We start from the raw sequence: 26,997 nt of genomic DNA on the forward strand, positions 1-26,997 counted from the left end.
CGAAAAAGCTTCATCGAGTAATCTTCGAAGTTTTTGCCCCAAGTAATCGCACAAAGGAAAAGGAAAGCTACTTAGAGCTACTTCGCAGAAACAAGTGCTTTTCTTGTTTCGAAGAGCGCTTGCTTTTCTTATTTCAATAATTTAAATTGTATTCATTTTTTTAATTAGGAAATGATGACATTATTTCTGTTCTTTTCACTGTTTAAAATTAGCTAATCAAGGTCACATTATGAATACATTCAAAAAACATTCTGAATGGATAGGGTCAGGAGTGAGAGTAAGGAGAGTGACAAAATGAAGAAAATCAATCACAATTTTATAAGATATAGTTTTGGATCCCTTCTCCTTCTTTCAATCCTATTACTTCCTTTTATATCCCCCGTTGCTCAGTATTTAAGCATTCCCACTGAAATTACCGTGTTAAAGTCGGATAAGCCGATTGCGATGGAGTTTGGGGAAAGCCGAAGTGTTTACGCATCCTCCTCAGTAATTAAATTTGATCAAGACAGCCAAGAAATTAAACCTAATGAAGTTGGGTCAGGCTCTCTTGTATATGAGGCAGCAGGGGTACCTGCTAAAAAAGTGGATGTACGGGTTGTTGAGGATATAAAAGTTATTCCTGGGGGGCAGTCTATTGGTGTTAAGTTAAACACAACAGGAGTTCTTATTGTTGGACACCATAAAGTTAGTGACGGACAAAAAAGTTTTTCCCCTGGAGAAGAAGCGGGAATTAAAGTCGGAGATATGATATTAAAAATTAATGGGCAAAAAGTGGAATCCATGGATGAAGTGGGTCCTATTGTCCAAAAGTTCAAACAAAAGGATGGTCCATTAGATGTGGAAGTCAAAAGAAATGATGAGATTTTTACTACTCAATTGACTCCTATATTTGATGAAAAGGATCAAAAGTATCAGTTAGGTTTATATATCCGTGATTCCGCAGCAGGAATTGGTACTATGACTTTTTATGAACCAAAATCCAAAAAATATGGTGCTTTGGGTCATGTCATCTCAGACATGGATACTAAGAAGCCCATAGATATTAATAAGGGAACTATTGTTGAATCAAATGTCACCTCCATAAAAAAGGGAAGCAATGGTGTTCCAGGTGAAAAACAGGCAGAGTTTTCGATTAAAGCAGATCGAATTGGTTCTGTAACAAGAAACAGCCCATTTGGGATTTTCGGTGTATTAGATGAAGAGGTAACTAACGGAATAAGTGATAAAGCACTACCTATTGCTTTATCTCACCAAGTAAAAGAAGGTCCAGCAAAAATTCTTACGGTTGTGGATGGCGAAAAAGTGGAAGAATTCGATGTGGAAATCGTTAGTTCAATACCACAAAAACACCCTGCTACAAAAGGGATGATCGTTAAGATAACGGACGAAGAGCTCCTACAAAAAACTGGAGGAATTGTGCAAGGGATGAGTGGAAGTCCTATTATACAGGATGGAAAAGTAATTGGGGCAATAACTCATGTATTTGTTAATGATCCAACAAGTGGCTACGGCGTCCATATTGAATGGATGTTAAATGAAGCAGGAATTAATATTTACAAAAATGAACAAAAGGCAAGTTAACCAGGGAGAGTTTTTCCCTGGTTTTTTTTAACAGATAGGAAAGTATAAAACTTTCCTATCTGCATAAGTGCAACTAAGACATTCTCCACAAAGGCTTGGCGAATGCCAAGTTTTCTAATAATCTCAGAATTTCTCCTCAAGTATTAATTAATTTTCATGGTGAGCTGTGAGTGTAAAATCATGTATGTTTCTTATGAAATGACAAAGTATTCTAAATATAATTGAATTTATATATGGCTATGTTATACTTACTTTAGATAAAGATTTTTCGACAAACATTAGATTTTTATCAAGTTTTTGTAGAAATTTATCGAAAACGGGAGTAATTCAAAGTATTTAAGCGAAAAAACAAAAAAAATAATGTTTTTTTCCTCAAAAAGAGGAAATATAGTGCTTGTGTCGAATTCATTACTTGGAAAACAAGAAGGTCTAACATAAGAATACTACTTTATCAGGGAGGAACTATGTATATGGACAAAATTAAAGTGTGTCTAGCGGATGATAACCATGAATTGGTACATATGCTAGAAGAATTTTTTGAGGAACAACAGGAAGTGGAAGTCATTGGGACAGCTTATAATGGGCAGGAATGCCTTGATATGTTAGAGGAGATGGATCCTGATGTTCTTATTCTAGATATCATAATGCCGCATATTGATGGCTTAGGGGTCCTTTCTATGATGAGGGACATGGACAAAGAAACATTGCCAAAAGTCATTATGCTAACTGCATTTGGTCAAGAAGAAGTTACGAAAAAGGCAGTTGAACTTGGCGCATCGTATTTTATTTTAAAGCCTTTTGATTTGCAGCACTTATTAGATCAAATTGTACAAGTTAGTGGTGGAAAATCTGGAATAACCAAACAAAGAACACAGATTAGAAAGAATACACCAGAGAAGAAACCAAATTTAGATACATCCATTACAAATATTATTCATGAAATTGGAATTCCAGCCCATATTAAAGGTTATATGTATTTAAGAGAAGCTATATCCATGGTTTATAACGACATTGAGTTGTTAGGATCTATCACAAAAGTCCTTTATCCAGATATAGCAAAGAAGTACAATACAACTGCATCACGCGTGGAAAGGGCTATTCGTCATGCTATTGAAGTAGCATGGAGCCGTGGGAATTATGAATCCATATCTACTTTGTTTGGTTATACCGTTAGTATGACAAAAGCAAAACCCACCAATAGTGAATTTATAGCTATGGTAGCTGATCGGTTACGTTTGGAACATAGAGCAAGCTGAGAATAAAAAAACTCCTTCTTATGGTGAAGAAGGAGTTTTTTTTAAGATAAAGTATAAAATTTGTCTAGCTCCAGCGAAAAAGCTTCATCGAGTATTCTTCGAAGATTTTGTTGCAAGTAATCGCAGGAAGGAAAGCTACATAGAGCTTCGCAGAAACAATTGCTATTCTTGTTTCGAAGAGCGCTTTCTCTTTTCTTATTGGGTAGACCTAATTTTTTTCTAAGTATGCATAGAAAAAGCATACTTATCGAACGTTTTTCCAAAAATACTTTAAAAGTTCACAAAATTGTTTTAAAATATATGAATATGAAAATAACTTAGAAGTGGTGAATTCTTAAAATGAAGGTTGTTAAATTTGGTGGAAGTTCAGTTGCAAGTGCTGCACAACTCAAAAAAGTAGCAAATATTATTACATCTGATGAGGAACGTCGGATTGTTGTTGTCTCAGCACCTGGAAAAAGATTTGCTGAAGATATTAAGGTGACTGATTTATTTATTAACTTGTTCGAAGCCTTAATGGACCAAAATCATGTTGAAAGTTCAAAGGAGAAAATTATTGATCGATTTCAACTTATCGTTTCTGATTTAAATCTTCCCTCTCTTTTATTGGAGGATTTATCTAGGAGAATTGATGAGGTACTTTATTCCAATGAGTTGTTGGATGTTGAAAAATTAGATTCTTTAAAAGCAATGGGTGAAGATACACTTGCAAGAGTGTTAAGTGCTTACTTAGAGACATTAGGGCTAAAGGCTACTTATTTAAATCCAATGGATGCTGGAATCATTGTAAGTAATGATCCTGGAAAAGCCCAGGTTCTTCCAGAAAGCTATGATCGTCTTTTAACTTTAAGAGAAAGGGATGGTATTACAGTTATTCCAGGATTTTTTGGTTACACCACAGAAGGAAAGTTAATGACATTTCCTAGAGGAGGATCTGACATTACAGGTTCCATCGTAGCCGCTGGTGTTCAAGCAAGCTTGTATGAAAACTTTACGGATGTCGATTCTGTCTTCTGTGTCAATCCATCCATTGTAGAGCAACCTAAAGAAATAAAGGTACTTACTTACAAAGAAATGCGAGAATTATCCTATGCTGGATTCTCAGTTTTTCATGATGAGGCTTTAATTCCAGCTTTTCGTGCAAAAATTCCAGTATGTATTAAAAATACAAATGATCCAACAAAACCGGGGACAATGATCTTATCTGAACGTTCATCCGAAGAACAAATAGGCCCTGTCGTAGGAATAGCGAGTGCCCGTGGTTTTATTAGTATCTATGTTGGAAAATATTTAATGAACCGTGAAAAAGGTTTTGGAAGGCGTTTGCTTCAAATTTTAGAAGAAGAAGGTATTTCTTTTGAACATGTTCCCTCAGGAATTGATGATTTATCAGTCATCTTACGAGAGGAACAAATGACTCCTGAAAAGGAAAGACGAGTGATTGATCGAATAAAAACCGATTTGCAAGCAGATACAGTAAATGTGGAAAGAAATTTAGCTATGATTATGATTGTTGGTGAAGGAATGGATAGTGCAATAGGAGTAGCGGCAAAAGCAACGGAAGCTTTTGCTCGTGCAAACGTAAATATTGAGATGATTAACCAAGGATCATCAGAAGTCTCTATGATGTTTGGGGTTAAAGAAGAAAGCATTATTCCAGCTGTACGTTCTTTGTATGAACAATTTTTTGTTAAAGAACTAGTATAAAATATTAGAAAAACTTGGCTTATCGTTAAACTCTTCTTGAAAGCGTATTTTGCTTTCTGTGAAGCCCTTATACTCTGGGGTGCAAGTCCTAATTGGAAAGCCTAATTTTTTCATGTACTATAAACTCGACTAAAGTTCATACCTTTGGTTTTAACAATCAGTGGAGGAATTCTACTGATTAAAGTTTCACTATATTTTTTATCTTTTTAAAAGGGAATGCCATTGGCATTCCCTTTTAAAAAGATAAAAAAGTATAAAATTTGTCTAGCTCCAGCGAAAAAGCATCATCGAGTAATCTTCGGAGTTTTTGCCCCGAGTAAGGAAAGCTACATAGAGCTACTTCGCAGAAACAAGTGCTTTTCTTGTTATGAGGGGCAGCCTATCGACTAGAGTCAGTTCCCTTCTCTCCTTCGATAAGTCAACATCGATGAAGGAGGTTCGGTTAAAAACGCGACATCCGATTACTCGGTCCACCGAAAACATTTGTCGCAACACCGAACTGACTCGCATCCTGCGAGCCCTCGTGAACCGTGTTTCCTTTGGGCCTACACGATGTAGGTCACGTCGGCGTTGTCACACGATGTGACGGTTTTAGCCGACGATCCTTAATATCGATGAGGTCCACCGCCTTACGTCGATGATCAAGGGCGCTTGCGCTTTTCTAAATTCTACTAGCACCAAGTTTAATACTAGTACTCCGTATTTGATCTCACTCTCATACCACAACACTATAGGAGGCTAGTCTTTCCCGTTCGGAAAATCTGTAAGAATTGATTGGAATGGAACTCGCGAATTTCTGACCCATCAATCCTTTTGTTAAATTCATCATCAGACAATATGGGAAAAGGATATTGATTATGAAATAAATTAAGGTAATGGTCTATAGGTATCGAATACTTTCGAACTACTTTCGATTAAAAAACTAGCGTTTTTTTGCAAATCTTCCTTTAGTTAAATTTCTTTTTTTGTCACGATACAAAATAAAACCTCCAACAAAGAACAGTCCGAATAGAAAAAAAAGCAATCCAGCAATGAGTTGGATAAGGATATTAACAAAGATTGGTGTTAATTCCCCAAATAATGCGTCCCTCATAAGTTTTATGCCATATGTTGCAAGAACACCTGGTATCAGAATAATAAGTAGGGCAAAAAATCTGGACATTCCTAGTTCTCCTTTGTAATTATGGTTTTTCTATATATGGGAAGTATAGCAAAGGGAGAGGGGAAAGGGAATTTATTTTAACCTCTTGCCAAGTTCTTCAAAATTAATTATGATAAAAGTGTGCATTTTTTTTCATTAGTGAGGGATTGGTATGAAAAATGTGATAATTATTGGAGCTGGTAAGGGAGGAAGTGCCCTTTTAAAGCTATTTGAAAAAATAGATAAAATGAAAATTGAAGCTGTTATTGATCATGATCAATCTGCTCCTGGAATTCAAATTGCTCACAGCCTCGGCATACCCACAGACCGACAATGGGAAAAATGGATGAAGGAAGACATAGACATTATTTTTGAAGCTACAGGGACTGAAGCTGTATTTGAGGCCTTAATGGAAAAGAAACCATCAAAGTGTGTGGTTGTTCCTGGGTCTGTTGCCTACATAACCTCTGCACTATTAGAGGAAAAGGAGAGATTGTTGAAAGAACTTAAACACCAGTCTGATAAACAAGAGTTAATTTTGAACAATATTCACGATGGAATGGTTGTTGTTGACCCCGATGAAGTAATAACGTTCATGAATCGTAGTGCAGAAACAATTCTTGACGTAGAACGTGAGGCCGTATATAACAGTGGGATTGCATCACTGATTCCAGATTCTCGATTAGGTCATGTAATGAAGACAAGAGTAAAAGAGATAAATCAAGAATTATCCTTAAACAATGGAAAAAAGATCATAACCACTCGCATTCCTATAATAGGAAAAGAAGGGGAAATTCAAGGAGCCTTTGCTGTTTTTAAGGATATAACCGAAGTTGTTCATTTAGCCGAGGAGCTAACAGATATAAAAGAAGTAAAAAAAATGTTGGAAGCTATCATTCAATCATCTGATGAAGCAATTTCTGTAGTTGATGAAAAAGGGAATGGGCTCATGATCAATCCAGCCTATACTCGAATTACGGAGTTGAAAGAGAAGGATGTTATCGGAAAGCCAGCCTCCACAGATATATCTGAAGGCGAAAGTATGCACATGAAGGTTTTGGAAACTAGAAGGCCGGTTCGTGGTGTTAGAATGAGAGTTGGTCCCTCAAAAAAAGATGTCCTTGTAAATGTGGCCCCTGTAATTGTAGATGGAAGGATTAAGGGAAGTGTTGGGGTTCTGCATGATGTCTCAGAGATACAAAAATTAACTGTAGAATTGAAACGTGCAAGACAACTCATTCGAAATTTAGAAGCAAAGTATACTTTTTCTGACATTGTTGCATCATCAGATGAGATGAAACTTGCTTTAGAACAAGCAAGAGTTGGTGCAAAGACACCTGCCACTGTATTACTACGAGGAGAATCAGGTACTGGTAAAGAACTATTTGCTCATGCTATTCATAATGAAAGTAAAAGAAAACACAACAAATTTTTACGTATTAATTGTGCATCAATGACACCTACTCAATTAGAAAGTGAACTATTTGGGTATGAAGAAGGAGCCTATCCAGGTGTGAAGCATGGAACTAAGAAGGGACTCTTTGAAGAGGCTCATCAAGGAAGCGTTTTCATAGACGAGATTGGTGATCTTCCTTTACATGTTCAAACTAAACTTCTTCGACTTTTACAGGAAGGAGAAGTTGTAAGAATTGGTGGGACTAAACCTATTCATGTTGATGTTCGTATCATCGCAGCTACACACCAAAATTTAGAGAGGGCTATAGTCAATGGAACATTCAGAGAGGATCTCTATTATCGACTGAATCGTCTTCCTATCTTTATTCCTCCATTAAGAGAGAGTACAGAAGATATTGATCAGCTCATTTATCATCTTATGAATCGATTAAATCAGGATTATGGACGACATGTAACTACAATTTCACAGGATGCTCTACAATACTTAAAAGATTATCATTGGCCTGGGAATGTACGTGAGTTGGAGAATATCATTGGTAGAGCGATGATTTTTATGAGTATGAATGACACAATTATTCAAAAGGAGCACCTTCCACATTTAGAAAAGGAAAACCGATTAGAGGAAATTATTTATTTTACACCTAAGGGAGATTCATTACCTGTGATGGTGGAGCAGTTTGAAAGACAAATGATAAAGGATACCATGAAAAAGCTTAAAGGGAATAAATCAGAGACAGCAAGGCAACTTGGAATTTCATTAAGAAATTTATATTATAAGATGGAAAAACTAGAAATTGATATGTAGGAATTGCAGAAAAAGGGGTGGTAAGGTGAATTTAAAATCGTTACTCGATCGGTCATTCCAGAGCAGCCCAGTTACTGTTGCAGTAGCTCAAGCGGCAGATTCAGAAGTGATTTTAGCAATAAAAGAAGCAGTAAAAATAGGTTTGGCCTCTTTTATTTTGATTGGAGACGAAGCTGAACTTGTTCCGTTATTAAATAATGCAAAATTAGATCACAAGGGTCCACGGATTCAAATTCTTCACCAGAAGACAGAGGCAGGATGTGTCCAAAAGGCAGTAGAAGAAGTAAGGGAAGGTAGAGCCCAAATTTTAATGAAAGGGAATCTACAAACAAAAACGCTCTTACAATCGGTTCTGAACAGGGAGAATGGCTTAAGGAATGGGAAAGTCTTATCACATGTTTCTGTATTCGAATTTCCTACACAGAACAGGTTGTTTCTTCTGACAGATGCCGCAATGAACGTTGCTCCTTCTTTAAAAGACAAAACAATGATTGTTCAAAATGCAGTAGAGGTTGCACGTTCTATTGGTATTCAGTTACCTAAAGTAGCTCCTCTAGCAGCTGTGGAAGTCGTCAATGAATCTATGCCAGCTTCGGTTGATGCTGCTCTGTTGTCTCAAATGCAAAAACGTGGGCAAATAGCAGACTGTATAATAGATGGTCCGCTGGCGTTTGATATAGCCATTTCAAAAGAGGCGGCACTCCATAAAAAAATTGAATCGCCAGTTGCAGGAGAAGCGGATATTCTACTTGTACCAACGATAGAAGTTGGGAATGCTTTATATAAATCTTTTGTTTATTTTGCGCAAGCAAAAGTCGCCGGTATTATATATGGAGCAAAATCACCAATTGTTTTGACCTCTCGAGCCGATTCGGCAGAGAGTAAATTATATTCTTTAGCGTTAGCAATTTGTTCAGTGAACAAAAATTAAGGGAGGAATTAATGATGGAAATTTTCAAGTATATGGAGAAATACGATTATGAGCAATTATTGTTTTGTCAGGATGAGCAAAGTGGTTTGAAAGCAATTATTGCCATTCATGACACTACCTTAGGACCAGCGCTAGGTGGAACTCGCTATTGGACCTATGGTTCGGAGGCGGAGGCTATAGAAGATGCTCTTCGTCTTGCAAAGGGAATGACTTATAAAAATGCAGCAGCAGGATTGAATCTAGGTGGAGGTAAGACGGTTATCATGGCTGACCCTAAAAAAGGGAAAAATGAAGCTATGTTCCGTGCCTTTGGTCGCTTTATTCAAGGCTTAAACGGTCGTTACATAACTGCAGAAGATGTCGGTACTACTGAGCAGGATATGGATATTATTCATGAGGAAACAGATTACGTTACAGGTATTTCCAAAGAATTCGGTTCTTCAGGAAATCCTTCCCCAGTAACGGCCTATGGTGTCTATCGTGGTATGAAAGCAGCAGCAAAAGATGCTTTCGGTACAGATTCCTTAGAAGGTAAGGTGATTGCAGTTCAAGGTGTCGGACATGTAGCTTACTCTCTTTGTAGTCACCTTCATAAAGAAGGTGCTAAATTGATTGTCACTGACATTAATAAATCTGCTGTTCAGCGTGTTGTAGAAGATTTTGGAGCACAAGCAGTTGAAGTTGATGAAATTTACGGTGTGGATTGTGATATCTATTCTCCATGTGCACTTGGAGCAACCATTAACGATGAAACCATTCCGCAGTTGAAAGCAAAAGTAATTGCGGGTGCAGCTAATAATCAATTAAAAGATACAAAGCATGGAGATATCATCCATGAACTTGGAATCAGTTATGCCCCTGATTATGTGATTAATGCCGGTGGCGTAATAAATGTTGCGGATGAATTGTATGGCTATAACAGAGAGCGTGCAATGAAAAGAGTGGAAACGATTTATGATAATGTTGCAAGAGTATTTGAGATAGCAAAACGTGATAATATTCCGACTTACGTAGCAGCTGATCGAATGGCTGAGGAAAGAATAGAAGGAATGCAACGCTCTAGAAGACAATTCCTTCAAAATGGACACCACATCTTGAGTCATCGTAAAAATTAAGTTTTCAACGGAGGTCAATCACATTGGATTCAAACACCTATCGAGTCTTGGTCATTAACCCTGGGTCAACTTCAACAAAAATAGGGGTTTTTGAAAATGATCAATGCATTTTCGAAAAAACAATACGGCATAAGTCAGAAGAAACAGCAAATTTCCAAACGATTATTCATCAATATGAGTTTCGAAAAAGAATGATTTTGGACACGTTAGATCATGAAGGGATTAGTATTTCTCGATTAGATGCTGTCTGTGGTCGCGGGGGACTATTGCGACCAATTGAAGGTGGCACCTATGAAGTAAATGAGAAGATGCTAGAAGATTTGAGAAATGGGTTCAACGGCGAGCATGCTTCTAATTTAGGGGGGATCCTAGCCCATGAAATAGCAAGTGGATTAAATATTCCAGCCTATATTGTAGACCCTGTAGTTGTCGATGAATTAGATGAAGTAGCTCGTGTATCTGGTGTTCCTGAAATACCGCGGAAAAGCATTTTTCATGCCTTAAACCAGAAGGCCGTTGCAAGAAAAGCTTCCAAGGAATTGCAAAAGGACTATAAGGAATTAAATCTAATTGTAACTCATATGGGTGGAGGAATTACTGTTGGTGCCCATCATAAGGGAAAAGTAATCGATGTGAACAATGGATTGCATGGCGAAGGACCTTTTTCACCGGAACGTGCAGGGACTGTTCCTGCCGGAGATCTAGTGGCACTTTGTTATTCGGGAGAGTATTATCTTGAAGAAATGATGAAAAAGCTGGTTGGTCAAGGCGGACTTGTGGCTTATTTAAAGACAAATGATGCTCTGCAAGTAGAAAAGATGATTGAACAAGGCGATCAACATGCAGAGTTTATTTATGATGCTATGGCATATCAAATAGCAAAAGAAATAGGTTCGATGAGTGCTGTTTTGCAAGGACAGGTGGATGCCATTGTTTTAACAGGTGGGTTAGCCTACGGAAAGAAATTTGTTCATAGAATTTCTTCTCGTGTTGATTGGATTGCAGACATATTGGTATATCCAGGTGAAAATGAATTAGAAGCCCTAAATGCAGGGACAGTTAGGGTATTAAGTGGGAAAGAGCTTCCCAAACAATATCCAAATTAAGATAAAAGGAGGGATTTCATGGCGGAAGAATATGATCTTGTCGTATTAGGCGGAGGAACAGGTGGGTACGTTGCTGCTGTTAGAGCCTCCCAATTGGGGATGAAGGTAGCGGTTGTAGAAAAAGAAAAACTTGGTGGAACATGCCTACATAAGGGGTGCATTCCATCTAAAGCATTGTTACGGAGTGCAGAAGTTTTTAGACAAACTAAAGAAGCTGACAAATACGGAATTTCCACAGGAGGTTCCACCTTACACTTCGATCAAGTACAAACAAGAAAAAATGATATAGTAGAGCAACTTCATAAAGGTGTCCAAATGCTCATGAAAAAAGGGAAAATAGATGTGTATGAAGGATTCGGACGAATTTTAGGACCATCTATTTTTTCTCCGATGCCTGGAACGATTTCTGTAGAGTATGCAAATGGGGACGAAAATACAATGATCGTCCCAAAAAATGTATTGATTGCTACAGGCTCAAGGCCAAGAACATTACCAGGACTTGAGATTGATGGAGAAAAGGTAATTACTTCAGATGAGGCTCTTCAGATGGAAAAGCTACCTTCTTCCATACTAATCATCGGTGGAGGAGTAATTGGTATTGAATGGGCCTCTATGTTATCAGATTTTGGTGTAGAAGTAACGGTGGTTGAATATCTCGATCGAATTTTACCAACTGAGGATGAGGATATTTCCAAGGAAATGAAACGCCTATTGAAAAGAAAAGGCGTTAAGATAGTAACAGAAGCTAAAGTTCTTCCAGAGACGTTAGTAAAAGGAGAAAAGGTTTCTATTGCTGCCGAAAGAAAAGGGAACCAAGAAACGTTTGAAGCAGACCAAATCTTAGTATCGGTTGGAAGGCAGCCTAATGTATCAGATATTGGTTTAGAAAATACCGACATTATTGTGGAAAAAGGCGCAATCCAAACTAATCGATATTACCAAACAAAGGAATCACATATCTATGCTATTGGAGATGTGATTGGTGGATTACAGTTAGCTCATGTTGCTTCCCATGAAGGGATTATTGCTGTTGAACATATGGCCAATGGAAATCCAGTTCCAATGGATCCTGATTTAGTACCTACCTGCATTTATTCTAATCCAGAAGTGTCTAGTGTTGGACTAACAGAGGCTCAAGCAAAAGAAAAAGGATTTAACGTGAAGACTGGTAAATTTATGTTTAAGGCCATTGGGAAAGCGCTAGTGTATGGAGAGTCAGATGGTTTTGTGAAAATTATTGCTGATAAAGACACAGATGATTTGTTAGGAGTTCATATGATTGGTCCACACGTGACTGATCTTATATCAGAAGCTGGGCTTGCTAAGGTACTTGACGCCACCCCGTGGGAGATCGCTCACACCATACACCCACATCCTACATTATCAGAAGCGATTGGGGAAGCAGCGCTTGCTGTAGATGGGAAACAAATTCACGGATAAAAGAGAGGAATGGAGGGGTTTACTTTGTCAAACCTTCGTCACGAAGAATTGGGCTTATCAAATGATGATGTCCTTGAGATGTTTCGAACGATGTTATTAGCTCGTAAAATTGATGAACGTATGTGGCTGTTAAACAGAGCAGGAAAAATTCCTTTTGTTATCTCTTGTCAAGGGCAGGAAGCAGCTCAAGTTGGAGCAGCTTTCGCTCTTGATAGAGAAAAGGATTATGTTTTGCCGTATTATCGTGATATGGGAATAGTTTTAACCTTTGGGATGACTGCAAAGGATCTAATGTTATCTGGCTTTGCTAAGGAAGAAGACCCTAACTCTGGTGGTCGACAAATGCCTGGACATTTTGGACAAAAGAAAAACCGTATAGTAACCGGTTCATCTCCAGTAACAACTCAGGTGCCTCATGCTGTAGGTATTGCTTTGGCTGGGAAAATGGAAAAAAAGGACTTTATTACGTTTGTAACCTTTGGTGAAGGGTCATCTAATCAGGGAGATTTTCATGAGGGTGCTAACTTTGCGGGTGTCCACAAACTTCCTGTAATTTTCATGGTTGAAAATAACAAATATGCAATCTCAGTCCCTGTTTCCAAACAATTGGCTTGTGAAAAGGTATCAGACCGCGCGATTGGTTATGGGATGCCAGGGTATACAGTTGACGGTAATGATCCACTAGAGGTTTACGCAGCTGTAAAAGAAGCGGCAGAGCGAGGGAGAAAAGGGGAAGGGCCTACTTTAATTGAAACTGTGTCGTACCGCTTAACTCCTCATTCCAGTGATGACGATGATCGAACATATAGGGAAAAAGAAGAAGTGGATGAAGCAAAGAAAAAGGATTCTATTCATACATTTGCGAAATATTTAAAGGATGCAGGAATCCTGACAGATGAAATTCAGTCATCTATGGAAGATGAAATTAAAAAACTAGTTGATGAAGCAACTGATTATGCGGAGGCGGCTGCTTATGCGGAACCAGAACATGCTCTTCGTTATGTGTATGAGGAAGGGGGAGAAGCCTAATGGCTATTATTTCTTATATACAGGCCGTTACTCAAGCCTTACGAGAGGAAATGACTCGTGATGAAAAGGTATTTGTTTTAGGAGAGGATGTCGGTAAGCGTGGGGGAGTATTTCGAGCTACCGATGGGCTTTACAACCAATTTGGTCAGGATCGAGTGATTGATACTCCTTTAGCTGAATCAGCCATAGCTGGAGTTGGAATTGGGGCTGCCATGTATGGGATGAGACCTGTAGCTGAGATCCAATTTGCAGATTTTATCATGCCAGCTGTAAATCAAATCATTTCAGAGGCTGCGAAAATACGCTATCGTTCCAATAACGATTGGAACTGTCCAATTACCATTCGTGCACCATATGGTGGTGGCGTTCACGGAGCCCTATACCATTCACAATCAGTAGAGGCAGTCTTTGCTAACCAACCAGGGCTTAAAATCGTTATGCCTTCCACTCCTTATGATGTAAAAGGCCTTCTTAAAGCAGCAATTCGCGATAATGACCCAGTATTATTCTTCGAACATAAGAGAGCATACCGTTTGATTAAAGGAGAGGTGCCTGATGAAGACTATACACTTCCTATTGGGAAAGCGGATGTAAAACGAGAGGGTGACGACATAACTGTTATCACCTATGGTCTTTGTGTACATTTTGCGTTACAGGCAGCTGAAAAATTGGCAGAAGAGGGTATCACTGCTCACATATTGGATTTAAGAACGATTTATCCATTAGATAAAGAGGCTATTATTGAAGCAGCTTCAAAAACCGGGAAGGTCCTTCTTGTAACAGAAGACAATAAAGAAGGAAGTATTATCGGTGAAGTCGCAGCCATTATTGCTGAAAACTGTTTATTTGATTTGGATGCACCTATCCAAAGGCTTGCTGGTCCAGATGTTCCAGCAATGCCTTATGCTCCAACAATGGAAAAACACTTCACGGTTAATCCAGATAAAGTAGAAAAAGCAATGAGAGAGCTTGCTAAATACTAATCGGTTATAAAGGAGGGATCCATCTTGGCGATTGAAAAAATAAACATGCCTCAACTAGGAGAAAGTGTGACAGAAGGTACAATTAGTACATGGCTAGTTAAAGTGGGGGATCATGTAAATAAATATGATCCATTAGCGGAAGTCATGACAGATAAAGTAAATGCTGAAGTCCCGTCTTCTTTTACAGGTGTAATTAAAGAAATTGTGGCCCAAGAAGGTGAAACAATTTCAGTTGGGGAATTGATGTGTTATATGGATACAGAAGGTGGAGAGGTGGAAAATACAGCAGAACAAAAAGCTGCTAACCAGGCTTCTGAACAAACAGAAGATCCAGTTACCTCAGAAGATCAATCCATGAAAAAACGTTACTCACCTGCTGTTCTTCGTTTAGCTCAAGAAAATGATATTGATTTATCACAAGTGTCTGGTTCAGGTCGCGGAGGAAGAATTACTCGTAAGGATGTTGAAAAAGTCATTGAAAGTGGCAACATCCCTAAACCGACCCAAACTACAAATCAAGAAGAGAAGGTAGTTGAAAAACCGGTAAGTACAGCAACTCAAACTCCAGCGGCACAACCTGTAGCTTCTCAACCTGGCGATGTGGAAATTCCTGTTACTGGAGTAAGAAAAGCGATTGCGCAAAATATGGTTCGAGCTAAACAAGAAATTCCACATGCGTGGATGATGGTAGAGGTAGACGTTACAAACCTGGTGTCTTATAGAAATCAAGAAAAGGATGCTTTTAAAACAAAAGAAGGGTATAGTCTTACGTATTTCGCCTTCTTCGTAAAGGCAGTTTCTCAAACATTAAAAGAATTCCCACAGCTTAATAGTACATGGGCTGGAGATAAGATCATTCAGAAAAAAGATATTAACTTATCTATTGCCGTTGCAAAAGATGATCAGTTATTTGTCCCTGTGATCAAACATGCAGATGAAAAGAATATTAAAGGAATTGCTAGAGAAATAAATGAGCTTGCACAAAAGGCAAGAGCAGGAAAGCTTACTTCCTCCGATATGGAAGGAGGAACCTTTACCGTAAACAATACTGGTTCCTTTGGCTCCGTTCAATCGATGGGCGTCATTAATTACCCACAAGCGGCGATTTTACAAGTAGAATCTATTGTTAAGCGTCCAATGATCATTGATGGAATGTTTGCTGCACGAGATATGGTCAATTTATGTCTGTCACTTGATCATCGAGTTTTAGATGGATTGATCTGTGGTCAATTCCTTTCAAAATTAAAAGAACGTTTGGAATCTATATCAAAAGATACAACGCCGATTTACTAAGACTGCAGTCATGCAGTCTTTTTTAACAGATAGGAAAGTATAAAATTTGTCTAGCTCCAGCGCCCTATCGACTAGAGTCGGTTCCCTCCTCTCCATCGATAAGTCAACATCGATGAAGGAGGTTCGGTTAAAAACGCGACATCCGATTACTCGGCCCACCGAAAACATTTGTCGCAACACCGAACTGACTCGCAGGATGCGAGCCCTCGTGAACCGTGTTTCCTTTATCTCGGAGGATCGTAGGCTAAAACCGCCACATCGTGTGGCAACGCCTACGTGACCCACATCCTGTGGGCCCCACCGCCTTACGTCGATGATCGAGGGCGCTTGCGCTTTTCTTACAAGATAAGAGAAAGTGTAAAATTTATCATAAAAGTTTGTACTCAAGAGAGTAAGGAATTCTAAAAAGCAAAATACGCTTTTTAGAATTCCTTTAACAAACTCCAAGTTTTCTAAATTTTTCTAGTAACAACCGATTGGACTAACCTCCTCTTTTGCTGAATAGTATGGTACTAGACTTTTTATCGAGGGGGGATTTCTGTGAGAAGAAGAAACCCTAAACCAATCCTTTTAATTAGCATAGTCCTTTTGATTGTAATATCAGGATTCATAGCCTATCAATTTACTCCTAGTGTTCAAGCAAAAAAAATCGTTCAGGATTTTTATTCCTACGAGCAGAGTGGTGATTTTGATGATTCATGGGAACTACTTCATCCACAAATAATGGATAGGCTTGATAAGTTCACTTATTTGGAAACACGGTCTAAGATGCTGTTGTTAAGCTTTGATGTGAATACCTTCTCTTATGAAGTGGGTCATGCGAACAAGATGAAAAATTGGGCCTTTGAAAAAAACGGAAATTCTTTCGATGTAGTATATGAGTTTCCAGTCACTCTTGCCTATGAAAGTAAGTTTGGCAATTTTACTATTCAGCAGAAAGTGTATGTTACAATGGAAGAGGATGAATGGAGGATCTTATGGGATTATAAATAATCTCGTAGAAGTGATTTAGCTCATTGAATCTGGTAGGAAATACTGCTACTATGAACTTAGTAAATATTTTCATTTAAAGGGGTTAGGGAGAATGGAATTTAATATATTTATGAATGATGTTGTTCAGTCTGCACGTCAGGATATAGTAAATGCAGGATTTACTGAATTAAAAACACTTGAAGAGGTTGACCAAGCACTAGCTAAAAAAGGAACAACTTTGGTAATGATAAACTCAGTTTGTGGATGTGCGGGTGGTGTTGCTAGACCAGCTGCTGCGAATGCTATTCATTTTGACAAGCGCCCCGACCAGTTAGTGACAGTTTTTGCTGGTCAAGACAAAGAAGCAACAGAAAGAGCACGTGAATATTTTGAAGGTTATCCGCCTTCATCACCATCTTTTGCTTTTTTAAAGGACGGGAAAATTGTAACGATGGTAGAACGTCATGATATTGAAGGATTTAGTCCCGTTGAAGTTATCGCTAAATTGCAGAAAATTTTTGACGAACATTGTGAAGAGATATAAGATGAGGATGGTCGGTTTCGACCATCCTTTTTAGTATCAGCTATTTATAAGTTGGAGTGAAAAAAATGGGGTTTCCTATTTTAAAAGATAATAAAGTATAAAATCTGTCTAGCATCAGTGAAAAAGCTTCATAGGATAATCTTCGAAGTTTTTTCCCAAGTAATCGCAGGAAGGAAAGCTACTAAGAGCTACTTCGCAGAAAAAAGTGTTTTTCTTGTTTCGAGGGGCAGCCTGTCGACTAGAGTCGGTTTCCTCATCTCAAGTCGATAAAGGAGGTTTGGTTTAAAACGCGACACCCTGGCCTGAGGTTACTCGTCCATCGAAATCATTTGTCGCAACACCGAACGGACTAGCATTCTGTGAGCCCTCGTTCATCGTGTTTCCTTTATCTTAGAGATAAAGGAACATAGGCTAAATTCACCACTACCTGTTGGGACTATGACTACTCGTCCCTCCGAAAAGAGTGGAAACGCCTACGTGACTCATCTCCTTACGTCGATGTTCAGGGATGCTTACACTTTTTAAAAAAGGCGGTTTAAGAATCGATGAAAATAGGATATCGTACGATAAAAACAGCAATAGGCGCTCCTATTGCGATATGGATAGCGCAATTATTGCAGCTCGAAAATTATGCCTCTGCTGCTATTTTAACTATTCTTTGTATCCAAGTAACTAGAAAAAGGTCGGTTCTAAGTGCCTGGTCTCGATTAGTAGCTTGTATATTAGCGATCTTGTTTTCTTTTGTCTTTTTTGAAGTATTAGGCTATGATCCTTATGTTTTTGGTCTTTTGTTGTTGTTATTTATACCAGCAACCGTGAAACTGAAAGTAACCGAAGGAATCGTTTCAAGTACAGTTATCATTCTTCATTTATTTAACTTCGGTGCTATTGGCATGCAGGAAATATTGAATGAGGTTCTGATCATTTTGGTTGGGCTAGGCACAGCATTAATTATGAATTTGTATATGCCAAGTCTGGAAAATAATCTCCAAAAAATTCAAAAGAAAGTAGAAGATAATTTTTCCATCGTATTAAAAGAGATTGCGAATTTTTTAAGAAACGGAGATTTATCTTGGACTGGAAAAGAGCTTACGGAAACATCTAAATTATTAGATCAAGCTATGAATGTTGCTTTTCATGACGTGGAAAATCATATGCTTCGACGGAATACTTATTCTTATTTTTATTATTTCAAAATGCGAACAAAACAATTTGAACATTTGGAAAGAATGGTCCCATTAGTAAGTCGTATTTCCAATACTTACGAACAGAATCATGATATGGCTGATTTTTTTGAAACACTTGGAAAAGCGGTTCATCCTGGAAATACAGCATCGATCTTCCTAGATAAGTTACATGTTTTGAAGGAGAACTTTCGTAATCAAGACCTCCCAATTACACGAAATGAGTTTGAAACGAGGGCTAATTTGTTTGCGCTACTTGGAGAAATTGAACAATATCTTTTGATTAAAAATTCGTTTGTGTACGATGTCCCAAGTGAAAATAAGAAGAGAAAATTTGCAAAAACATAATTTAAATGTATGAATTATAAAAACCGAAGGGAATCTATGGGTAAGGTGGTGTTCATATGAAAGCATTATCTTTGGCCTTACTCCTCTTTATTTCTCCCTTGTGGCCTTTTGGAGAAAATCCAACTCCAGGTTTCCCTTATGTGATCGTCAATGTAGAGAGTAATGAATTAGCTTTCATTGATGATAATCAAATAAAAGGAATAGAAAAAGTAGCAACTGGAATTGGAGATGCTACTCCTTTAGGGGAATTTACTATTATTGTAAAAGCAAAGAATCCTTATTATCGAAAAAAGAATATTCAAGGGGGGTCTCCTGAAAATCCATTAGGAACACGTTGGATTGGATTTAATGCAAAGGGGACGGATGGAAGGATCTATGGAGTTCATGGAACAAACCAACCGGACTCTATAGGGAAAAAAGTATCGAACGGATGCATTCGCATGAGAAATGAAGTTGTAGAAATTTTATACGAAAAAATTCCTATTGGTACTAAAATATTAGTTACTAATCGAGAGGAATCCTTTCAACAATTAGCTAAGGAACATCACGCGATGAAGTAAATGAAAAAGCTTTCGAACAAATCCGAAAGCTTTTTGACAGATAAGAAAGTATAAATTTTGTCTAGCTCCAGCGAGTGATCTTCGAAGTTTTTGCCCCCGAGTAATCGCACAAAGGAAAGCTACATAGAGCTACTTCGCAGAAACAAGTGTTTTTCTTGTTTCGAGGGGCGCTTGCGCTTTTCTTACAAGATAAGAAAGTATAAAATTTGTCTAGCTCCAGCGCCCTATCGACTAGAGTCGGTTCCCTCCTCTCCATCGATAAGTCAACATCGATTCACTTCGTGAACCGTGTTTCCTTTATCTCGCTCGATGAGGTCCACCGCCTTACGTCGATGATCGAGGGGCGCTTGCGCTTTTCTTATATCAATTTAAAAGATTATTTCTTAAGAGAATCATCTTTACTATTTTCATTGATAAAATATCTTTTTATAAAAAGAAGCTTGCGCCAGCTACTAGTGTAGACAAAACCATAGAAATAATCATAAGATAGACAATTACTTTTTGACGGCGCTCACGCTTTGATTTCTTTTTAGGCACTGTATGCTGATGTTTATTGACTTTAGCCATGGTTAATCCTCCTTTAAAGACAGACTCTTATCCTATTTTACAACCATCTTGCCAACAGGACAAGCGTAAAATGGTTGAAGTGAAGTCCATTCTGTACATATAATGATATATAAGTAAGGTTTTTTAAATGAGTAGAACAGGGGAGGAAAAGAGTTCATGACGAATGATAATGAGGGAAAAATGAAATGGGAAGAAGAAGTAGAAAAGATATGTAAGCGTTTCCCTGAAAGGAAGGACCCCTTTACAACTAGTTCATCGATTCCTGTAAAGAGAATGTATGAGCCAGGAATTGTAGATGATGAATATGAGAAGCAATTAGGCTATCCTGGTCAATATCCCTTTACAAGAGGTATTCAGCCGACCATGTATCGTAGTCGGCTATGGACAATGCGCCAGTACGCAGGATTCGGTTCTGCAAAAGAAACTAATCAGCGATTTCGTTATTTATTAGAACAAGGTCAAACAGGACTCTCCGTCGCGTTTGATCTTCCTACACAAATTGGATATGACTCTGATGATCCTATGTCGCTTGGGGAAGTAGGGAAAGTAGGAGTTGCGATCGATAGCTTACATGATATGGAAGAACTTTTTAATCAGATCCCGTTAGACAAAGTAAGTACATCAATGACAATTAATGCACCTGCAGCTGTTCTTTTATGTATGTACCAGGCAGTCGGAGAAAAACAGGGGGTTGATCCTAGTAAACTAACAGGTACCATCCAGAATGACATACTGAAAGAATACATAGCAAGAGGTACTTATATTTTTCCCCCAAAACCGTCAATGAGATTAATCACTGATATTTTCTCATATTGCCAAACAAACTTACCGAAATTTAATACGATAAGCATTTCGGGATACCATATTCGTGAGGCTGGTTCTACTGCTGTCCAAGAGATCGCCTTTACATTAGCTAATGGGATGGCTTATGTGGATGCTGCTATAGAAGTTGGTTTAGAAGTTGATGATTTTGCTCCACGATTAGCGTTTTTCTTTAACGCACATAATAACTTCTTTGAAGAAATAGCTAAATTTCGAGCCGCAAGAAGAATATGGGCAAAAATCATGAAGGAAAAGTATCATGCGAAAAATCCAAAGAGCTGGAAACTAAGGTTCCATACTCAAACAGGTGGTTCAACTTTAACCGCACAGCAACCAGACAATAATATTGTAAGGGTTGCCCTACAAGCTCTTTCTGCTGTTTTAGGAGGTACACAGAGCCTACACACTAATTCAAGGGATGAAGCATTAGCTTTACCGACTGAGGAGTCAGCTCGTATTGCATTAAGAACCCAACAAATCATAGCTTATGAAAGTGGTGTAGCGGATACAATTGATCCATTGGGTGGCTCGTATTTTGTTGAAGAATTAACAAATCAGATAGAAAAAGAAGTAGAAGCCTATTTTGAAAAAATAGAAGATTTAGGTGGAGCGGTTCAGGCTGTAGAGGATGGATACATGCAACGAGAAATCCACCAGGCTTCCTATGAAACTCAGAAAAAAATGGAGAGGAAAGAAGAAATTATTGTAGGTATGAATGCCTTTCAAGTAGGCGAAGAGGTAAATCCTGATTTGCTTACAATTAATGAAGAGCTTGAGAGGGACCAAGTAGAAAAGCTTCAAAAAAGAAAGCAAAATAGAGATCAAAATCAGGTAGAACAAACTTTAAAACAAATAAAATGGGCAGCTAGTCATGAAAAAGAAAACGTAATGCCTTATATCTACGAAGCTGTTAAAGCCTATGCCACAATTGGTGAAATTTGCGATGTGCTTCGAAAAGAGTTTGGAGAGTTTAGAGGGGTTTAACATTAAAAAGGGGGAGAAACTAAACATGAGAGAAAAAATTCGTGTATTAATGGCAAAGGCGGGGCTGGATGGCCATGATAGGGGAGCATTGGTCATTTCGCAAGCCTTGAGGGATCATGGAATGGAAGTTATTTATACGGGGTTGCGGCAAACACCTGAGCAAATTGTCCAAGCTGCTATACAAGAGGATGTTCATATGATTGGATTGTCTTCTTTGTCAGGAGCACATCGCACGCTATTTCCAAAGGTTATGGAGGAATTAAAGAAAAGAGGGGCTGAGGATATTCCTGTTATAGGGGGTGGAGTTATTCCGTTTGAAGATATTCCTTTTTTGGAAGAAGTAGGGGTCCAAAAAATATTTACTCCTGGAACATCGACTGAAGCAATAGCAAAGTATATCCAGGCTAAAATAAACGGAGAGGGTGGTTCATTGGAGCCACCTGAAAAAATTACCCATATTGGCATTGCTGTTCATAAAATAGAAGAAGCTCTCCCTTTCTATACTAATCAATTGGGTCTGTCTTTAGAAGCAATAGAAGAGATAGAGACAGAAAAGGTTAAAGTTGCCTTTTTAAAGATTGGAGAAAGCCGGTTAGAGTTACTTGAACCAACTAGTGATGAATCCCCAATTGCTAAATTTTTAGTTAAAAAAGGAGAAGGGATCCACCATATTGCATTAAAAGTTAAACAAATTGAACAAAGATTATCAGAATGGAAAGAACAAGGTATTCCTCTATTAAATGAAGAACCTAAAGAGGGAGCTCATAATACAAAAATTGCTTTTCTTCACCCAAAAGCAGCACATGGTGTGTTATTTGAACTGTGCGAAGAAAAAGAGGAGGGGAAAAGTTAGTGGATATTTATCAAAAAATTAATGAGTTGTATGAACGCCGACGTGAAGTAGAACTGGGTGGTGGAGACGAAAAAATTAAAAAACAATGGGATAAAGGAAAAATGACGGCAAGAGAAAGAATTAACTATCTTGTAGACGAAGATAGTTTTGTAGAACTATACCCATTTATGGAACATCGTGCTCAAGATTTTGGCATGAAGGATCAACATGCTCCTGGAGAAGGAGTTGTTACGGGTTATGCTAAAATTGATAGGCGGCCTGTTTACCTCTTTGCACAAGATTTTACGGTATTTGGTGGAGCTCTTGGTGAAATGCACGGAAAAAAGATAGCAGCAGTCATGGACTTAGCTGCCAAATCCGGAGTTCCTTTTATTGGTTTAAACGATTCCGGTGGTGCACGGATACAGGAAGGAGTTTCTTCCTTAGATGGATATGGTCAGGTTTTTTATCGAAACTCTATTTATTCTGGGGTTATTCCTCAAATCTCAGTTATTATGGGACCGTGCGCTGGAGGAGCGGTATATTCTCCAGCCATTACAGACTTTGTTATTATGGTAGAAGAAACTTCAAAAATGTTCATTACTGGACCTAAAGTAATAGAGACTGTAACCGGTGAAAAGATATCTTCTGAAGACCTCGGTGGAGCTGATGTGCATAATTCGAAAAGTGGCAATGCTCACTTAAAAGCAAAAACAGAGGAAGAAGCTTTAGATTATGTAAGGAAACTGATTAGTTATTTACCTTCAAACAATAGAGAAAAGCCTCCATATGTGGAAGTATCTTCAAAGAAGAGTGATTATTGCGAGAATTTAACAGATTTGGTTCCTTTTGATCCAATTCGCCCTTATGATGTGAGGACTATTATAAAGGAAGTAGCGGATGAGGAGTCATTTTTTGAGATTCATCCTGACTTTGCTAAAAATATAGTGGTTGGATTTGCTCGTATCGACGGCAATACTGTGGGATTAGTGTGTAATCAACCTAAACATTTAGCTGGGAGTTTAGATATTGATTCGAGTGATAAGGCAGCCCGGTTTATCCGTTTTTGTGATTGTTTCCAAATTCCCATTATTACTTTTGAAGATGTCACAGGATTTTTCCCAGGGATTAAACAGGAACACGGTGGAATTATTCGGCACGGAGCGAAAATCTTGTATGCTTACTCAGAGGCAACCGTACCAAAGATTACAGTCATTACTCGAAAAGCTTATGGTGGAGCCTATGTGGCTTTGAATAGTAAATCTATTGGAGCCGACTTGGTATATGCATGGCCAAATGCGGAAATTGCAGTTATGGGACCTGAGGGAGCTGCAAATATTATTTTTGCAAAAGAAATTCAAAATAGTCCTGACCCAGAATCAACAAGACAAAAAAAGATTTTGGAGTATCGCGAAAGGTTCGCTAACCCATATGTAGCTGCTTCCTTAGGGATGGTCGATGATGTAATAGATCCACGCGAGACTAGAAAATTTTTAATGAAAGGGCTTGATATGCTCTCAAACAAACATCTTGACCTTCCAACTAAAAAACATGGCAATCTTCCTCTGTAAGGGAAAAATTTGACTAAATGTACTCACTTCGCTAACGTTAAGTAGTGGAATGATTTCCTGTCGACTAGAGGAGGATGCCTTATGGTAAATCAAGAGAGATTAATTAATGAATTTTTTGAACTTGTACAAGTGGATTCAGAAACTAAAAATGAAGCCGAAATTGCTAAAGTATTAAAGAAAAAATTTGGAGACCTTGGTCTAGAGGTTTTTCAGGATGATACGACAGAGCAAACGGGGCACGGTGCAGGAAATTTAATATGCACTCTAAAAGGATCGATAGATGACGTAGACCCCATCTATTTTACTTCTCACATGGATACGGTGGTTCCAGGAGTGGGAATTAAACCTTCTATTAAGGATGGATATATAGTTTCTGACGGAACAACTATTTTAGGGGCTGATGATAAAGCAGGCCTTGCAGCAATGCTTGAAGCCATTCGTGTCCTTAAAGAAAATTCTATTGAACACGGAACTATTCAATTTGTCATAACAGTGGGAGAAGAATCAGGATTGGTGGGTGCAAAAGTTTTAGATCCTAATAAGATTATTGCTAAATATGGGTATGCTATTGATAGTGATGGAAAAGTAGGAAATATTGTTGTTGCAGCACCTAACCAAGCTAAGCTACAGATTATTGCTAGAGGTAAAACTGCTCATGCAGGTGTTGCGCCTGAAAAGGGAATTTCTGCTATTACGTTGGCATCCAAGGCCATTACTAAAATGCCTCTTGGACGAATCGATGAGGAAACAACAGCCAATATTGGACGGTTCCAAGGAGGTCAGCAAACCAACATAGTTTGTGACTATGTGGAGATTTTAGCTGAAGCACGATCACTGGTTCGGGAAAAGCTAGATATACAAGTAGAAAAAATGAAAAAGGCTTTTGAAGAGGCTGCAGAAGAACTAGGTGGAAAAGTAGAAATTAACGTAACCATAATGTATCCAGGTTTCAAGCAAAAAGAAGGAGATCATGTGGTAGAGGTTGCTCGAGAAGCAGCTAAAAACATTGGAAGAACAAGTGAATTACTAAAGAGTGGTGGGGGAAGTGATGCGAATGTCATTGCTGGCTTTGGAATCCCTACGGTCAATTTGTCTGTGGGTTATGAAGATATCCACACCACTAATGAAAAAATTCCAGTAGAAGAATTAGTGAAGATAGCAGAACTAGTAATAGAGATCGTAAAAGTAACCCCCAAAAAACGATAACACATAACAGAACCCCACCTCATTTCGATGGTTATGAGCTGGGGTTTTGTTATTTCCGAATACTTAAACTGTCATTGGATAGAATGAAAATAAACTTTAGGTAAGTTTTCCAAAAAATATAGGTTAACTATGTATGTCTTTTGGGTATAAACAATATGATAAATATATGTTATAATATCGCTGTGAAAACCTGTGTAATTAGTTTTTTACCACAGAACAAATGTCCGCGCTAAAAGGACAATGCGGTATTATCTACGAACAAGAACACTTACATATGAATAGAATAATTAGGAGGTTTGTTCCCATGGCAAAAGTATTGCAAGAATTTTTACAATCAAACTTAGAGGAATTGAAAAGTAGAGGTCTTTATAACGAGATAGACCCTATTCAGAGTGCAAATGGACCAAAAGTAATCATCCGAGGGAAGGAACTAATTAATCTTTCTTCCAATAATTATCTCGGTTTAGCAACTGATGAACGATTAAAAGATGTTGCCAAGAATGCAATTGATAAGTTTGGCGTTGGTGCAGGTGCTGTTCGAACAATTAATGGGACTATGGAACTTCACGAAGAATTAGAAAAAAAGCTGGCTGAATTTAAACATACGGAAGCAGCTATTGCCTATCAATCTGGTTTTAACTGTAATATGGCGGCTATATCTGCGGTAATGAACAAAGAGGATGCCATTCTTTCTGACGAATTAAACCATGCTTCCATTATTGACGGTTGTCGTCTTTCAAGAGCCAAGGTTATTCGCTTCAATCACTCCGACATGGATGATCTTCGTCAAAAGGCCAAAGAAGCAAAAGATTCTGGTCAATACAACAAAGTTATGGTCATTACAGATGGTGTATTTTCCATGGATGGCGATGTAGCAAAGTTGCCTGAAATCGTAGAAATTGCGGAAGAGTTTGACTTAATTACTTATGTTGATGATGCTCACGGATCAGGTGTCCTTGGGAAAGGCGCCGGAACAGTAAAGCATTTTGGACTATCTGATAAAGTAGACTTCCAAATTGGTACACTTTCCAAAGCCATCGGAGTTGTTGGTGGATATGTAGCAGGAAAGAAAAATCTCATTGATTGGTTAAAAGTCCAAAGTCGTCCATTTTTATTTTCAACAGCCCTCCCACCAGGGGATGTAGCAGCATGTATTAAATCCATTGATTTGTTAATGGAAAGTACTGAATTGCAGGATCGTCTTTGGGAAAATAGTCAGTACTTGAAAGATGGACTAAGTAGAATTGGATTTGATATTGGGAAGAGTGAGACTCCAATAACACCGGTTATTCTTGGGGAAGAGAAATTAACGCAAACATTTAGTAAACGTTTATATGAAGAAGGAGTTTATGCAAAGTCTATTGTTTTTCCAACTGTTCCTAGAGGGGCAGGTCGTGTTCGAAACATGCCATCAGCTGCACATACGAAGGAAATGCTTGATCAGGCGATTGAAGCCTATGAGAAAATAGGAAAAGAGCTGGGCTTACTATAAGTTGTTTATCCCGCATTAACGGTCAGTAATAGCCCCACCTCAAGTCTTAAGGAAACGAAAAGAGCAGGTGGGGATAAACTGCCCGTGAATGTCCGATTGGTTCAAGGGCCTT

The 26,997-nt window shown here is 38.3% G+C and carries 22 protein-coding genes; 20 read left to right on the forward strand and 2 right to left on the reverse strand.

Annotation, left to right across the window (positions count from 1 at the left end; translation table 11 throughout):
- Positions 1-294: 294 nt before the first annotated feature.
- The 3 genes from spoIVB (at position 295) to RZN25_06615 (ending at position 4,544) form a co-directional block, all read left to right on the forward strand.
- Positions 295-1,581, forward strand: a complete 1,287-nt coding sequence (spoIVB, locus tag RZN25_06605; GenBank protein MEQ6376498.1) for a SpoIVB peptidase — start codon at positions 295-297, stop codon at positions 1,579-1,581.
- 470 nt (positions 1,582-2,051) lie between these two features.
- Positions 2,052-2,837 carry a sporulation transcription factor Spo0A gene (gene spo0A / locus RZN25_06610; protein MEQ6376499.1) on the forward strand — a complete coding sequence of 262 codons (786 nt, stop codon included), beginning with the start codon at positions 2,052-2,054 and terminating at the stop codon, positions 2,835-2,837.
- Between the two features lie 339 nt (positions 2,838-3,176).
- Positions 3,177-4,544, forward strand: coding sequence for an aspartate kinase (locus RZN25_06615; protein ID MEQ6376500.1), 1,368 nt, complete (start codon positions 3,177-3,179; stop codon positions 4,542-4,544).
- Positions 4,545-5,466: 922 nt separating this feature from the next.
- Here RZN25_06615 and RZN25_06620 read toward each other — a convergent pair.
- Entirely contained in the window at positions 5,467-5,706 is a 240-nt protein-coding gene (locus tag RZN25_06620) for a DUF2627 family protein (protein ID MEQ6376501.1), read from the reverse strand.
- A 151-nt stretch (positions 5,707-5,857) separates the two neighbouring features.
- On the opposite strand from RZN25_06620, the gene RZN25_06625 reads away from it, so the two are divergent.
- The 12 genes from RZN25_06625 to RZN25_06680 all read left to right on the forward strand — a co-directional run bounded on the left by RZN25_06625 (position 5,858) and on the right by RZN25_06680 (position 19,411).
- Entirely contained in the window at positions 5,858-7,906 is a 2,049-nt protein-coding gene (locus tag RZN25_06625; GenBank protein ID MEQ6376502.1) for a sigma-54-dependent Fis family transcriptional regulator, read from the forward strand.
- Between the two features lie 25 nt (positions 7,907-7,931).
- Positions 7,932-8,837, forward strand: a complete 906-nt coding sequence (yqiS, locus tag RZN25_06630; protein ID MEQ6376503.1) for a phosphate butyryltransferase — start codon at positions 7,932-7,934, stop codon at positions 8,835-8,837.
- Positions 8,838-8,851: 14 nt separating this feature from the next.
- Positions 8,852-9,952, forward strand: coding sequence for a branched-chain amino acid dehydrogenase (gene bcd, locus RZN25_06635; protein ID MEQ6376504.1), 1,101 nt, complete (start codon positions 8,852-8,854; stop codon positions 9,950-9,952).
- A 23-nt stretch (positions 9,953-9,975) separates the two neighbouring features.
- A complete protein-coding gene (gene buk, locus RZN25_06640) occupies positions 9,976-11,058 on the forward strand; it encodes a butyrate kinase (protein ID MEQ6376505.1) in 1,083 nt (360 codons plus the stop codon).
- An 18-nt stretch (positions 11,059-11,076) separates the two neighbouring features.
- Positions 11,077-12,498 (forward strand): dihydrolipoyl dehydrogenase, encoded by a 1,422-nt coding sequence (gene lpdA, locus RZN25_06645; GenBank protein MEQ6376506.1) that lies wholly within the window; start codon positions 11,077-11,079, stop codon positions 12,496-12,498.
- A gap of 78 nt (positions 12,499-12,576) precedes the next feature.
- Complete coding sequence (locus RZN25_06650) at positions 12,577-13,527, forward strand: thiamine pyrophosphate-dependent dehydrogenase E1 component subunit alpha (GenBank protein MEQ6376507.1); 951 nt, start codon at positions 12,577-12,579, stop codon at positions 13,525-13,527.
- Positions 13,527-14,510, forward strand: coding sequence for an alpha-ketoacid dehydrogenase subunit beta (locus tag RZN25_06655; protein ID MEQ6376508.1), 984 nt, complete (start codon positions 13,527-13,529; stop codon positions 14,508-14,510). Before RZN25_06650 ends, RZN25_06655 begins: the two co-directional genes overlap by 1 nt.
- A 24-nt stretch (positions 14,511-14,534) precedes the next feature.
- Positions 14,535-15,803, forward strand: a complete 1,269-nt coding sequence (locus RZN25_06660; GenBank protein MEQ6376509.1) for a dihydrolipoamide acetyltransferase family protein — start codon at positions 14,535-14,537, stop codon at positions 15,801-15,803.
- A 540-nt stretch (positions 15,804-16,343) separates the two neighbouring features.
- Positions 16,344-16,796: a hypothetical protein gene (locus RZN25_06665; protein MEQ6376510.1), complete on the forward strand. Its 453-nt coding sequence runs from the start codon at positions 16,344-16,346 to the stop codon at positions 16,794-16,796.
- A 91-nt stretch (positions 16,797-16,887) separates the two neighbouring features.
- Positions 16,888-17,319, forward strand: a complete 432-nt coding sequence (locus RZN25_06670) for a BrxA/BrxB family bacilliredoxin (GenBank protein ID MEQ6376511.1) — start codon at positions 16,888-16,890, stop codon at positions 17,317-17,319.
- A gap of 545 nt (positions 17,320-17,864) precedes the next feature.
- Positions 17,865-18,851 carry an aromatic acid exporter family protein gene (locus tag RZN25_06675; protein MEQ6376512.1) on the forward strand — a complete coding sequence of 329 codons (987 nt, stop codon included), beginning with the start codon at positions 17,865-17,867 and terminating at the stop codon, positions 18,849-18,851.
- A gap of 56 nt (positions 18,852-18,907) precedes the next feature.
- Entirely contained in the window at positions 18,908-19,411 is a 504-nt protein-coding gene (locus tag RZN25_06680) for a L,D-transpeptidase (GenBank protein MEQ6376513.1), read from the forward strand.
- A 426-nt stretch (positions 19,412-19,837) separates the two neighbouring features.
- On the opposite strand, the gene prli42 is transcribed toward RZN25_06680, so the two are convergent.
- Positions 19,838-19,978, reverse strand: a complete 141-nt coding sequence (gene prli42 / locus RZN25_06685; protein MEQ6376514.1) for a stressosome-associated protein Prli42 — start codon at positions 19,976-19,978, stop codon at positions 19,838-19,840.
- A gap of 156 nt (positions 19,979-20,134) precedes the next feature.
- Here prli42 and RZN25_06690 point away from each other — a divergent pair, with 156 nt between their 5' ends.
- The 5 genes from RZN25_06690 to RZN25_06710 all read left to right on the forward strand — a co-directional run bounded on the left by RZN25_06690 (position 20,135) and on the right by RZN25_06710 (position 26,885).
- Complete coding sequence (locus RZN25_06690; protein MEQ6376515.1) at positions 20,135-21,784, forward strand: methylmalonyl-CoA mutase family protein; 1,650 nt, start codon at positions 20,135-20,137, stop codon at positions 21,782-21,784.
- Between the two features lie 25 nt (positions 21,785-21,809).
- Positions 21,810-22,637 carry a methylmalonyl-CoA epimerase gene (gene mce / locus RZN25_06695; GenBank protein MEQ6376516.1) on the forward strand — a complete coding sequence of 276 codons (828 nt, stop codon included), beginning with the start codon at positions 21,810-21,812 and terminating at the stop codon, positions 22,635-22,637.
- Positions 22,637-24,187 carry an acyl-CoA carboxylase subunit beta gene (locus RZN25_06700; GenBank protein ID MEQ6376517.1) on the forward strand — a complete coding sequence of 517 codons (1,551 nt, stop codon included), beginning with the start codon at positions 22,637-22,639 and terminating at the stop codon, positions 24,185-24,187. The genes mce and RZN25_06700 overlap by 1 nt, the downstream gene beginning before the upstream one ends.
- Positions 24,188-24,268: 81 nt before the next feature.
- Positions 24,269-25,393 (forward strand): M20/M25/M40 family metallo-hydrolase, encoded by a 1,125-nt coding sequence (locus RZN25_06705; GenBank protein MEQ6376518.1) that lies wholly within the window; start codon positions 24,269-24,271, stop codon positions 25,391-25,393.
- Positions 25,394-25,697: 304 nt separating this feature from the next.
- Entirely contained in the window at positions 25,698-26,885 is a 1,188-nt protein-coding gene (locus RZN25_06710; protein MEQ6376519.1) for a glycine C-acetyltransferase, read from the forward strand.
- Positions 26,886-26,997: the final 112 nt, after the last annotated feature.

This window comes from Bacillaceae bacterium S4-13-56 (genome assembly GCA_040191315.1).
Lineage (GTDB): Bacteria > Bacillota > Bacilli > Bacillales > JAWJLM01 > JAWJLM01.